At 63.4% G+C, this 13,386-nt stretch carries 5 protein-coding genes and 1 pseudogene; 4 read left to right on the top strand and 2 right to left on the bottom strand.

The features are described 5' to 3' along the window. Positions 1–1,806, bottom strand: a complete 1,806-nt coding sequence (locus ACFXS9_RS40865; protein WP_392699104.1) for a glycoside hydrolase family 15 protein — start codon at positions 1,804–1,806, stop codon at positions 1–3. Between the two features lie 72 nt (positions 1,807–1,878). Then, positions 1,879–3,824: pseudogene (gene malQ, locus ACFXS9_RS40860) on the bottom strand (4-alpha-glucanotransferase). Positions 3,825–4,120: 296 nt separating this feature from the next. On the opposite strand from malQ, the gene treS reads away from it, so the two are divergent. Genes treS through treZ form a run of 4 tightly spaced genes read left to right on the top strand, consistent with a single transcriptional unit; the run spans position 4,121 to position 13,385 of the window. After that, on the top strand, positions 4,121–7,414 hold the full coding sequence (gene treS, locus ACFXS9_RS40855; protein ID WP_392700284.1) for a maltose alpha-D-glucosyltransferase: 3,294 nt from the start codon (positions 4,121–4,123) through the stop codon (positions 7,412–7,414). Beyond that, positions 7,411–9,558, top strand: a complete 2,148-nt coding sequence (gene glgB / locus ACFXS9_RS40850) for a 1,4-alpha-glucan branching protein GlgB (RefSeq protein ID WP_392699103.1) — start codon at positions 7,411–7,413, stop codon at positions 9,556–9,558. Before treS ends, glgB begins: the two co-directional genes overlap by 4 nt. A 3-nt stretch (positions 9,559–9,561) precedes the next feature. Continuing rightward, positions 9,562–11,637, top strand: a complete 2,076-nt coding sequence (gene glgX, locus ACFXS9_RS40845; RefSeq protein ID WP_392699102.1) for a glycogen debranching protein GlgX — start codon at positions 9,562–9,564, stop codon at positions 11,635–11,637. After that, positions 11,634–13,385 carry a malto-oligosyltrehalose trehalohydrolase gene (gene treZ, locus ACFXS9_RS40840; RefSeq protein ID WP_392699101.1) on the top strand — a complete coding sequence of 584 codons (1,752 nt, stop codon included), beginning with the start codon at positions 11,634–11,636 and terminating at the stop codon, positions 13,383–13,385. The genes glgX and treZ overlap by 4 nt, the downstream gene beginning before the upstream one ends. The last annotated feature ends 1 nt before the right edge of the window (position 13,386 follow it).

Below are 13,386 nucleotides of genomic sequence, written 5' to 3'. Positions count from 1 at the left end.
CTATTTCGAGCGCTGCATCGCCGGCTTCTCGGTCGACTTCTTCGCCACGCTGAGGTTCTGCGCGGTGTTGATCAGCGCGATATGCGTCAGCGCCTGCGGGAAATTTCCGGTCTGGCGACCGGCCACCGTATCGTACTCCTCGGCCAACAGGCCGAGGTCGTTGGCGACTGCGACGACGCGGGCGAACAACTCCTGCGCCTTGCCGAATTCGCCCGCCAGCACATACGCGTCCGCAAGCCAAAGCGTGCAGGCGAGGAACGCACCTTCGGCCGGCTGTTTCTCCGCCGGGACTTCCCGCGGGTCGTGCCGCAGCACAAAACCGTCCTGCATCAGATGCTGTTCGACCGCGACCAGCGTACCGCGCACGCGGGGGTCCTCCGGCGGCAGAAATCCCACTGACGGCAGCAACAGGATGCTCGCGTCGAGCATTTTCGAGCCGTATGACTCGACGAACGCGTTCAGCTCAGTGTCAAAGCCCTTCGCGCAGACGTCGGCGTGAATGGCGTCGCGCAGCACCCGCCATTTCTCGAGCGGCGCCTTGAAGCCAAATGTTTCCGCGCTCTTGATGCCGCGGTCGAACGCGACCCAGGTCATTACTTTCGACGAGACATAATGCCTGCCCGCGCCTCGGCGCTCCCAGATGCCGTGATCCGGTTCGTCCCACCGCTCGGCGAGGTGCTGCAGCACGGCGCATTCCAGCGCCCAGCTCGTTTCATCCATTTCGAGCTTGGCCACGCGCCACTGGTGAAAGGCGTCGATCAATTCGCCGTAGACGTCGAGCTGCAGTTGCGCATGCGCGGCGTTGCCGATCCGCACGGGACGTGCGCCTTCATAGCCGGGCAGCCAGGTGGCCTCCCATTCCAGGAGACGCCGGTTGCCCATGATGCCGTACATGATCTGCATGTTGGCGGGAGAACCCGCCGCTGCCCGCAACAGCCAATGGTGCCAGGCGGAAGCTTCCTCGGTATAGCCCGAGTTCATCAGCGCCAGCAGCGTGAAGGTGGCGTCGCGCAGCCAACAGAAGCGATAATCCCAATTCCTGGCGCCGCCGAGCTTTTCAGGCAGCGACGTCGTCGGCGCAGCGACGATGCCGCCGGTCGGGGCATAGGTCTGCGCCTTCAGCGTGATCAGGGAGCGCATCACGAGAGCGCGGTATTCACCCTCATAGGTGCAACGGTTGCTCCACTCGGTCCAGAACGCTTCGGTATCCTGCAAGGCATAGGCAGGATCGATCGGCTTGGGCACCGGCAGATGCGAAGGGCCGTAGGTGAGCACGAAGGGGACGGTATCGCCCTCGCCGACCTCGAAATCGGCGACCGTCGTCAGGTCCTCCCCGCGCGTTTCCACCGGGGTGCGCAACACCGTCATGTCCTGCCCGCAAATAGCGAGCAGGGCGGAGCCGTCCTCGGTCTTCTTGACCCAGGGAATATCAGTGCCGAAGCCGAAGCGGATGACAAGCTGCATGTGCATCCTGACCCGGCCGCGAAGGCCGCGCACCAACCGCACCACATCGGAGGCGTTGCCGCGCGGCGGCATGAAGTCGATCAACTCGACCGCGCCGTCAGCGGTCTCGAACCGCGTCTGCAGGATCAGGGTGTCGCCCCAATAGTTGCGCGAGGTGCCGGTGACTTGCTCCACCGGTGCGATCAGCCAGCGGCCGTGCTTGTGGGTACCGAGAAGGGCTGCAAAGCAGGCGTCGGAATCGAAGGCCGGCCAGCATAGCCAGTCGATCGATCCGTCACGGCCGACCAGTGCCGCGGTCTCGCAATCGCCGATCAAGCCATAGTCTTCGATCCGGCACGACAAGGTGATTCACCGCCAGAACGGAATGGCATTTCTTCCGACTGTCATCCCGCTCTGCCTTCCTCCTCGAACTCGTCAGATCGCGGCGCGCGACCGCTCATGGGTTGCCGCCTTGAGTGCGGCGACGTCGACCCTGGACGTCATCTCCTCGATCGACACCGGAAGCCGCCGCCGCCAGTTCGGATGCTCGTTGACGGTGCCGGGGATATTAGGCTGGTCGACCAACCCAAGCAGATCCTCCAGCGAGACCGCGAGCAGCCGCGATTTGGTCCGTGCCAGGAAATTCGCGACCGAATAGAGATCGTTGCGGTAGATGGCGTGATGCCGCAGCACGTCGTCCAGCATGGCAAGCGCGTGCCAGCGCGCATCGTCCTCTCGCCCGGATCGATCCCGAGCGAACGCTTCAGCTTGAGATCGCCGAACGAACGCCAGCCGGCATAGGTCGAGAGATCATGGGTGTTGAAGGTGACGAGCGCGTTGGTCAGGTAATGATCGATGCCGCGGAACGATCCGTGGTCGTCGCGCTCGAACATCATCACGAGATATGACCAGATCCCCCAATCGGCGATCTGGTCGCGAAACCCTTCCGGCACGGTGCCGAGGTCTTCGCCGATCACGACGCAGCGTTGCGTGAGGCTTTCCAGCGCGGTTACCGCGAGCAGCGCCTCGAATGGCATCTGTACATAGACACCGTCGCGTGCGGTGAAGCCTTCCGGCACCAGATAGAGCCGCTTCAGCCCGAGCACATGATCCAGCCGGATCGCGCCGGCGTGCCGCATCGAGGCGCGCAGCATGTCGCGATACGGCGCAAAGGACTGCCGCTCGAGCCCTGCGGCATTGAAGCCGGCAAGGCCCCAGGTCTGGCCGGCGGTGTTGAGCGGATCGGGTGGCGCGCCGACGCCGAGATGGCGAGAGATCGCCACCTGTTCGTTCCAGGCATCGAATCCGTCTGCCTGCACGCCGACCGCGACGTCGAGATAGAGCCCGACCTTCATGCCGAGCTTCTTCGCCAGATCGCTGGCCGCGCCGAGCTGCCGGTCCGCGGTCCATTGCACGAATTCGACGAATTCGATTTCACCGGCGTCCGCGCCCTGGCGCAATGCGGCGCATCTGGCGTCGTCCGGCTGCCGCCACTCGTCCGGCCATTCCCACCACGGCTTGCCGAATTTGTGCCGGAGTGCCTCAAAGCAGGCAAAGTGCGACAGCAATGTGCCGCCCTCGGTGCGGAATTTGTCGAAATCCTGTTGGCGGGCCGGGTTGGCGCCGACCTTGAAGGCAGCAAAGGCGGAGCGAAGCGCGCGCCACTTCAAACCGGCGACGCCGACATAATCGACGACGGCGCGTGCCCGCAACGGCGCCAGCGCCTCGCTCGTTTCGGAATCAAGTTGAAATTCGGGAATCTTTTCAACGTCGATATAGAGCGCGTTGAGAAACAACCGGCTGTTTGGCGAATACGGGCTGCAATCGCCCGGGCGATCGTCGAACAGGGCGTGCAAGGGATTGAGGCCGACGCCGTCGGCCCCGAGATGGTCGGCGAGTTCGATCAGGCTTGCGAGGTCGGTGAAGTCGCCCATGCCCCAATTGCGCGCCGAGCGGACGCCGTAAAGCTGGGCCGCGAGCAGCCAGCAGCGGTCGAACTCGCCGCCAAACGCCCGTTCCGGCGCCGAAATCAGCGGCACATCCTCGACTTTTGCGGCATCGCTCAACTGAAGCCGGTAGATGCCGAGCGGCAGGTCCCTGGGCCAGTCGACGGCATGATCCGAGCTCTCGCCCTTGGCGATAACTCCTGAATCCGCAACGATTTTCCACTCCGCCGGGAGCGTGGCTGTGGGGAGTTCGGTTCGCGACGGCCGTCCGGACCGGACCACGACCGGGTGGCCGACCAGCGGCCCCGGCGCCTGCCGCGGCAGGGCATCCAGGATAATTTTGAGGGCGGCCGCGTCTGTCACACGGCGATTACCCTGGCCATCCAGGAATTCGGTTTGAATTCCCAGAGCTTTAGCTTGAGCGAAAAGATCCATTCGGCACGTACTTTGCACGCAAACATCAAACCGATGTCGCGAAATTGTCCAATTACGGGAAGGAGATAGACGGTGTCTAACGTTCGGGCCCGCCAACGGTTCCGCTGGAACCAAAGCAAGCCGAGCGGCTTTCTATCTATGTCCGGAACGTCTCCCTTTCTCAAACGAAACGGGGACGTCATTTCCATGGCAATGGCATCACCGTGAACAAAAAAGCGCAAACCGCCGAGAGCTCCAACGCCGGCGTCTCCCTTACTATCGACGGTACCTATCCGCTGAATCCGGATAGCAAGCTTGTGGTCGAAGCAAAGGAGGCGCCAGCCGCCGAGGTCGCCACCGACGAACTCTGGTACAAGGATGCGATCATCTATCAGTTGCACGTCAAGGCCTTCGCCGACAGCAACAATGACGGCATCGGCGACTTTGCCGGGCTGACCGATAAACTTGGGTACCTGCAGGACCTTGGCGTCACCACATTGTGGCTGTTGCCGTTCTATCCCTCCCCCGGCCGCGACGACGGCTACGACATCGCGGACTACGGCGACATCAACCCCGATTTCGGGACGATGAAGGACTTCAGGCGCTTCATCCAGGAAGCCAAGAAGCGCGGCCTGCGGGTCATCACCGAGCTCGTCATCAACCACACCTCCGATCAGCACGACTGGTTCAAGCGCGCCCGCCGCTCGGACCCGAATTCCTCTGCCCGCAACTGGTATGTCTGGAGCGACACCGACCAGAAATATTTGGGCACGCGGATCATCTTCACCGATACCGAGAAGTCGAACTGGACCTGGGACCCGGAAGCCGGCCAGTTCTACTGGCACCGCTTCTTCTCGCACCAGCCGGATCTCAATTTCGACAATCCGCGCGTGGTGAGCGCGCTGGTGCAGGTGATGAAGCGGTGGCTCGACACCGGGGTCGACGGCTTCCGGCTCGACGCCATTCCCTATCTCTGCGAGCGCGACGGCACCAACAACGAAAACCTGCCGGAGACGCATGCCATCATCAAGCGGCTGCGCAGCGAACTCGATGCCTACGCAAAAGGCAAGGTGCTGCTGGCCGAGGCCAATCAATGGCCGGAGGACGTGCAGGAATATTTCGGCCGCGGCGACGAATGCCACATGGCCTATCACTTTCCGCTAATGCCGCGCATCTACATGGCAATCGCGCAGGAAGACCGTTTCCCGATCACCGACATCCTGCGCCAGACGCCGGATATTCCTAGCAATTGCCAGTGGGCGCTGTTCCTGCGCAACCACGACGAACTGACGCTAGAAATGGTCACCGACGTCGAGCGCGATTACCTGTGGTCGACCTACGCCAACGACCCCCGCGCCCGCATCAACGTCGGCATCCGGCGGCGGCTGGCGCCGCTTATGGACAATGACCGGCGCAAGATCGAGCTGATGAATTCGCTGTTGTTCTCGTTCCCGGGCACGCCGATCATCTATTACGGCGACGAGATCGGCATGGGCGACAACATCTATCTCGGCGACCGTAACGGCGTCCGCACCCCAATGCAGTGGACGCCGGATCGCAATGGCGGCTTCTCCCGTGCCGACCCCGCGCGGCTCTACGCGCCGACCATCATGGACCCGGTCTATGGCTATGAGTCCGTTAATGTCGAGGCGCAGTCGCGCAGCCTCTCCTCGCTGCTCTCTGCCACCAAGCGGCTGATCGCGGTTCGCAAATCCACGATCGCCTTCGGCCGCGGCAGCATGACATTCATCCGCCCGGAAAACCGCTCGGTGCTGTGCTACGTGCGCCAGTACGGGGACGAGGTCATTCTGTGCGTCGCCAATCTGTCGCGATCGGCTCAGGCGACCGAACTGGATCTCTCCGCCTTCAAGGACCGCATCCCGCTGGAAATGCTCGGCCGCACGCGCTTCCCGGCGATCGGCGAGCTGCCCTACATGATCACGCTGTCGCCTTACGGCTTCTACTGGTTCGAGCTGCAGGAGCGCGACAAATCGGCCCCGGTGCCGCAGCGCGCGGTGCCCGAGTTTGAAACGCTGGTGGTGCCGCTGAACGCGACCTGGGTATCGCTGGCGCGCGAGCGCGGCGTGTTCGAGCGCGACGTGCTTCCGGGACATCTGGCGCGCAGCCGCTGGTATCCGGAACGCTCGGCCAAGGCGATCCATCCGAAGCTGACGTCGGCGATTCCGTTCTGCGACATCGGCGACAACCGGCCATGGCTCGCTTTTTTCGAAACGACGCAGCGCGGCATCACCACGCGCTACGTGCTGCCGATGCAGATCGAATGGGTGCGCTTCGACCGCGAGCGCTACAATCCGCATGCGCTGGCCGCCGTTCGCCAGGGCGCGCGTGAGGGAACGTTGCTCGACGTTGCCACCGACCAGATCTTCGTCGCGCTATTTTTACGCAATCTGCAGCAGTCGCTGACGGTCGACGAGAGCGAACAGGGCTTGCGGCTCGAATTTCGCCCGACCAGCCGATTCGGCGACAAGTCGATCCGGCAGCCCGAGCACATCCGCACCATTGAATCCGAACTGCCGCGCAGCACCGCGCTGGTGGACAATGACTATGTCGTCAAGATCTACCGGACGCTTCAGCCCGGTCCCAATCCCGAGATCGAGATCGGACGCTTCCTGACTGATGTCGCCAACTTTCCCAATGCGCCGGCGCTGCTCGGCAGCGCCGAGCTGGTCGAGGGCAACGAGAAGAGCGCGGTCGGCGTCGTTCACGCCTTCATCGCCAATCAGGGCGACCTCTGGACCATGAGTGCGGCCTATCTTGATCGCTTCGTCGAGGAGCAGAGCCTGCTCGCAGCGAGCATCCATCCCGGCGAGCGCGAGGAAGAGATCCCTTATCTGCGCTACATTGCGCAGGCCGGACGGCGCGTGGCCGAGCTGCATGTTGCGCTCGCCAGCAACGGCGAGCTTGCCGAATTCGCGCCGGAGCCGACCAGCCGCGACGACGTGCAGCGCTGGGTCGACGATCTGACGCTCAGCGCCGGGCGCGTCTTCGATGCGCTTCGGCAGCGGCGAGAGGCGCTGAAGGACGCCGACCGAGCGTTGGCCGATCAGGTGCTGGCGCTGCAGCCGGCCCTGCCGGGTTGGCTGGAATCACTGCTGCTGCGTGAGGCCGACGCCGCCAGCATTCGCGGCCACGGCGACCTCGATCTCAGCCAGTTGCTGATCGTCAAGGACGATATCTTCATCGTCGACTTCGAAGGCGCGCCGCGGCGCAGTATCGCCGAACGCCGGCGCAAGATGCCCGCGGCACGCGACATCGCAAGCCTGATCCGCTCGATCGATTATTCGGCAACCGCAGCCCTTGAGCGCGCGCTCAAAGTAGCCCACGATGACCACGGCAAGCTCGGCGCGGCGCTTGGCGAATGGCGGGACCGGGCGACGGCCGCATTTCTCGCCGCCTACCGCGAAGCGATGACCGACCAACGGCTTTGGCCGGCCGATTCGACGGCGGCAGACGGCTTGCTGACCTTCTTCCTGCTCGAGAAGGCCTTGAACGAGATCGAACACGAACTGTCATTCCGGCCGGAATGGCTGCGCGTGCCACTGAGCGGAATTATCAAGATGTTGTCACAACCGTCCTTCGAGGCCTCATGACCAAGTTATCCGCAGAGGCCTACGCAATCATCGAAGGCAAGCATTCGGATCCGTTTCGATATCTGGGCTTGCACAGTGAAGGCGGACACAGCGTGGTGCGCGCTTTCATCCCCGAAGCGTCCAACGTGGAGGCGATCGGCGAGCAAGGCGAGACGGCGCCGCTTGAGCGCATTCACGATGCCGGGCTGTTTGCGGGCGCGCTGCCGAACGGATCGAAACGCTACCAGCTCCGCGCCCGCTTCGGCGAGAACGTGGTCGATCTCGACGACCCCTACCGCTTTCCGCCCGTGCTCGGCGACTTCGACCTCTATCTCCTGGGCGAAGGCACCCACCGGCGGATCTACGACAAGCTCGGCGCGCATCCGATGATCCTCGATGGCGTCGACGGCGTGGCGTTCGTGGTGCTGGCGCCAAACGCCAAGGCGGTCAGCGTGGTCGGCGATTTCAATTTCTGGAATGCGCGGCGGCATCCGATGCGGGTGCGCGGCGTCGGCTATTGGGAGCTGTTCGTGCCCCATGCCCGCGCCGGCGACCGATACAAGTTCGATATTACCGGCTCCGACGGACGGCATCTGCCGCTGAAATCCGATCCGGTTGCCTTTGCGGCGGAAGTCCGGCCCTCAACGGCCTCGATCGTCGTCGACGAAAACAGAATTCCGCGTCCGCGCCCGGCGCCGTCGGGCATCAACGCGCTGGAGGCGCCGATCTCGATCTACGAGGTTCATCTCGGCTCCTGGCGGCGCAAGAACGGCAATGAATGGCTGAGCTATCGCGACCTCGCCGAACAGCTTCCGGCCTATGCGAAGGATATGGGCTTTACCCATCTCGAGTTTCTGCCCGTCAGCGAACATCCGTTCGACGGCTCCTGGGGCTATCAGCCGACCGGCCTGTACGCGCCCACCAGCCGGTTCGGCACGCCGGAAGATTTTTCCGCCCTCGTCGATGCCTGTCATCGCGAGGGGCTCGGCGTATGGCTCGACTGGGTGCCCGGACATTTTCCCGACGATCCGCATGGGCTCGGCTATTTCGACGGCACCGCACTCTACGAGCACGCCCACCCGATGCAGGGCCGCCATCTCGACTGGGGCACGCTGATCTACAATTACGGCCGCACCGAAGTGGTCAATTTCCTGGTCTCCAACGCGCTATTCTGGCTCGATCGCTACGGCGTCGACGGCCTGCGCGTCGATGCCGTCGCCTCGATGCTCTACCTCGACTACAGCCGGCCCGCCGGCGAGTGGATCCCGAACCGGCTCGGGGGGCGGGAAAACCTCGAAGCCATCGAGTTCCTGCGCCGCTTCAACATCGAATTGTTCGGACATTTTCCGGAAGCCACCACGGCCGCGGAGGAATCTACCGCATGGCCGCAGGTCTCGCGGCCGATCGAATATGGCGGGCTCGGCTTCGGCTTCAAATGGAACATGGGCTGGATGCACGACACGCTGAAATATATCGGCAAGGATCCGATTTACCGGAAGCACCATCACGGCGACGTGCTGTTCGGCCTGCATTACGCATTTTCGGAGAATTTCATTTTGCCGCTGTCGCATGACGAAGTCGTGCACGGCAAGCGATCGATCCTCGGCCGCATGCCCGGCGACGAGTGGCAGCGCTTTGCGAACCTGCGTGCCTATTACAGCTTCATGTTCGGCCATCCCGGCAAGAAGCTCCTGTTCATGGGCTGCGAGTTCGGCCAGGAGCGCGAATGGAATCACGATCATTCGCTCGACTGGCACCTTTTGGAACAGCACCGCCATCGCGGCATGCAGAACCTGATCCGCGACCTCAACCGGCTCTATCGCAGCGTGCCGGCGCTGCACCAGATGGATTGCAACCAGGCGGGATTTGAATGGGTCATCACCCACGATTCCGGCGGCAACGTCTTTGCCTGGCTGCGCAAGGGTTTCGATGCGCACGCGCGCTGCCTCGTGGTGGTGAACTTCTCGCCGAACGTCTATCACAATTACCGCGTCCGGGTGCCGTTCGCCGGCAAGTGGAGGGAAGCGCTTAATTCGGACTCTGCGCATTATGGCGGCAGCAATGTCGGCAACGTCGGCGAAGTCCAGACCCTGGAAGGCAGCATCCCCGAACTCAGCCTGACCATTCCGCCTCTGGCTGCGATCTTTCTCGTACCGGAAAGCTGACGCATGCGACTGTCCGCGGGAAGCCCCGCCCGCCTCGGAGCAAGCTGGGACGGCAGGGGCACCAACTTTGCGCTGTTCTCGGCCAATGCGGAGAAGGTCGAGCTTTGCCTGTTCGACGGCCAGGGCCGCCGCGAACTCGAGCGAATCGAACTGCCCGAGCGCAACGAGGACGTCTGGCACGGCTATCTCAACGACGTCTCGCCCGGACAGCTCTACGGCTATCGCGTCCACGGCCCCTACGCGCCGGAGCGGGGACACCGCTTCAACGCCAACAAGCTGTTGCTCGATCCCTATGCCAAGCGGCTCGCCGGCAGGCTGGTGTGGAGCGACGCGCATTTCGGCTATCGAACGGGGAGCGCGCGCGAGGATCTTTCGTTCGACCGCCGCGACAATGCCCGCGGCATGCCGAAGGCGGTCGTGGTCGACGAGAGCTTCAACTGGGGCCGCCGCGAGATACGGCCGAACATCGCCTGGGAAGACACCGTCATCTATGAGGCCCACGTCAAAGGCCTGACGCAGAGGCGCGACGACGTGGCGCCGGGCTGGCGCGGCACCTATGGCGGGCTGTGCTCGCCGGCAATGATCGACCATCTCAAGCGGCTCGGCGTCACCACCATCGAACTGTTGCCGATCCACGGCCTTATCGACGACCGGGTGCTGGTGGAAAAGAAGCTCTCCAACTACTGGGGCTACAACACGCTGGCGTTCTTCGCGCCGGAGCCGCGCTATGCGCAGGACAATGCGCTCGATGCGTTCCGCACCACGGTGGCGCGGCTGCACGACGCCGGCATCGAGGTGATGCTCGACGTAGTCTACAACCACACCGCCGAAGGCAATCATCTCGGCCCGACGCTGTGTTTCCGCGGCATCGATAACGCGTCCTATTACTGGCTCCACAAAGAGCATCCGCGCTACTATGACGACTTCACCGGCTGCGGCAGTTCGGTCAACCTCACCCATCCGCGCGTGCTGCAAATGGTGATGGATTCACTGCGCTACTGGGTCGAGGTCTGTCACGTCGACGGCTTCCGCTTCGACCTCGCCACCACGCTGGCGCGCGGGCCAAACGGCTTTGACCGCAATTCCGCGTTCCTCACGGCCGTGCGGCAAGACCCGGTGCTGGCAACCGTAAAGCTCGTCGCCGAGCCGTGGGACCTCGGCCTGGGCGGCTATCAGGTCGGCGCGTTTCCCTCACAATGGTCGGAATGGAACGACCGTTATCGCAGTGCGTTGCGGCGCTACTGGAGCGGCGAAGGCAGCCTGATCGGCGAGGTCTCGCGCCGCATGACCGCCTCATCCGACCTGTTCCATCACGACAATCGAGCAACGCGCGCCAGCATCAATCACATCACCGTCCATGACGGTTTCACGCTGACCGACCTGTTCAGCTACAACGAGAAGCACAACGAGGCGAACGGCGAGGACAATCGCGACGGCTCCAACGACAACCACAGCAACAATTGCGGCCATGAGGGCCCGACCACGGACGCCGCGATCGTGGCACTGCGCCGGCAACTCCGCAGGAACCAGCTCGCCTGCCTGTTCCTCGCGCAGGGGACGCCGTTGATGCTGGCCGGCGACGAGGTCGGCAATTCGCAGAACGGCAACAACAACGCCTATTGCCAAGACAACGAGATCGGCTGGATCAACTGGGATAATCTCGGCAAGCCAGGCGACGACCTCACTGATTTCGTCGGCCACATGACCGCGCTGCGCCGGCGCTTCCCGCAACTGCGCTACCAGCGCTGGCTCTCCGGACGGCGCAAGGACGGCTCCTACGGCGTGCTGTGGCTGACGCCGGCAGCCGAGGAGATGCAGGAAGCCGACTGGAATTTTCCGGAGGGACGGTTCCTCGCCTATGTACTCGGGCCTTTGGAACCAGGTCAGCCGCCGATCTTTATCGTGCTGAACGCTGCGCCCGAAGAGATTGCTTTCAAGTTGCCGCGAATGCCCGAATACAAGAGCTGGCAGCAGGTACTGAATACGACCGAGGCCGTGCTGGCTGCCGCCGAATTCGCTTCGGGCGTCGAAACCAGCGCGCCGCCGCGATCGGTGCTTGTCTTTGCGGGCGCGGCATGAATGACCGGCAATTCGGCCCGCTTCTGACAAACTACGGCACGCGGTTTCGGCTGTGGGCGCCGGCGGCCAAACGCGTCGAGGTGATGCTGGAGCAGCCTCACGCGATGAGACGCGGCGAAGACGGGTGGTTCACGGCCGATATTGCCGGTGTCAAGGCCGGCGCACGCTACAAATTCCGCATCGATGACGAACTCGATATCCCCGATCCAGCTTCGCCGTTTCAGCCCGAGGACGTTTTCGGCCCGAGCGAAGTGATCGACCATGACGCCTATCCGTGGCGGGCCGCAAGCTGGCGCGGACGGCCGTGGCAGGAGGCGGTGATCATCGAGGCGCATGTCGGCACCTTCACCGCGGAAGGCAGCTATCGCGCCATGATCGACAGGCTCGACCATCTCGTAGCAACCGGCATCACCGCGTTGGAATTGATGCCGCTGGCGGATTTCGCCGGCTCCCGCAACTGGGGCTATGACGGCGTCTTGTGGTACGCACCCGACAGCTCCTATGGCCGTCCCGAAGATCTCAAGGAGCTGATCGATGAGGCGCATCTGCGCGGGCTGATGGTGATGCTTGACGTCGTCTACAACCATTTCGGCCCCGAGGGAAATTATCTCGGCCGCTATGCGCCCTCCTTCTTCACCGAAGCCCACACGCCATGGGGCAGTGCGATCGACTATCGCGTCAGACAAGTCCGCGCCTTTGCAATCGAGAACGCGCTCTCCTGGCTGCGCGACTACCGCTTCGACGGACTGCGGCTCGATGCCGTCAACTCGATCGTTGAACCGGGCGGGCTGTCGCTTCTGCACGACATCAGCGCCGCTGCCGGCCAATTGGCCGCAGAAACCGGCCGGCACATTCACCTCGTGCTGGAGAACGGCGACAACCGCGCCAGCATTCTGGATTCCGTCCAGGACCCACCACACGGCAAATACCGCGCGCAATGGAACGACGATTACCATCACGCCTGGCGCGTGCTGATGACCGGCGAGAAGCAGGGCTACTATGGCGATTACCAGCGTTCGCCGAGATCGGATATCGCCCGTTCGCTGTCATCAGGTTTCGTCTACCAGGGCGAGCCATCGGCTTTTCGCGGCGTCAGGCGTGGCGAGCCGAGCGGCCATCTCGCGCCGACCGCCTTCATCAACTTCCTGCAGAACCACGACCAGATCGGCAATCGTGCGCTGGGCGACCGACTGGAAGGCAACGTCGACGCGCGGATGATCGAGGCGGCGCTTCAGGTCCTGCTGATCGCGCCTCACATCCCCATGCTGTTCATGGGCGAGGAATGGGGCTCAACGGTCCCCTTCCCCTTCTTCTGCGATTTCGGCGGCGAACTCGCCGACGCGGTTCGGAAGGGCCGCCGCATCGAATTGGCCTGGGCCTATGCGGAATATGGTGATGAAGTCCCCGACGCGCTCGCCGCTTCGACCCGCGATTCCGCCGTTCTCGACTGGGATGGCCGCGACGCTCCGGCGGGGCGGAAGCGCCTGACCATGGTACGAAACCTATTGCAGGTCCGGCGGCAGGCGATTGTGCCGCGGCTGGCCGGCACGGCTTTTGGGAAAGCAGAGGCGGAAAGCAACGGATTGCTGACAGCCGATTGGCGCATGGGCGATGGCACCGCGCTTCGCCTCACCGCCAACCTGTCGGAAAAGGCCGTCAGCCACGGCGAAGCTGCAGGAACCCTGATCTGGGGTAGCGAGTTGGGCAATAGCGTCCCGCCATGGTCGGTGCACTGGCGCATCGGATAGG

Origin of the sequence: Bradyrhizobium sp. RDI18, assembly GCF_043203335.1 — a bacterium.
Lineage (GTDB): Bacteria > Pseudomonadota > Alphaproteobacteria > Rhizobiales > Xanthobacteraceae > Bradyrhizobium > Bradyrhizobium retamae.
This window is presented reverse-complemented; position numbering and strand designations above follow the sequence as displayed.

Excerpts from the sequence above, each read along its gene's own strand:
- treZ (WP_392699101.1), top strand. The coding sequence starts at position 11,634 with ATGAATGACCGGCAATTCGGCCCGCTTCTGACAAACTACGGCACGCGG.
- glgX (WP_392699102.1), top strand. The coding sequence starts at position 9,562 with ATGCGACTGTCCGCGGGAAGCCCCGCCCGCCTCGGAGCAAGCTGGGAC.
- glgB (WP_392699103.1), top strand. The coding sequence starts at position 7,411 with ATGACCAAGTTATCCGCAGAGGCCTACGCAATCATCGAAGGCAAGCAT.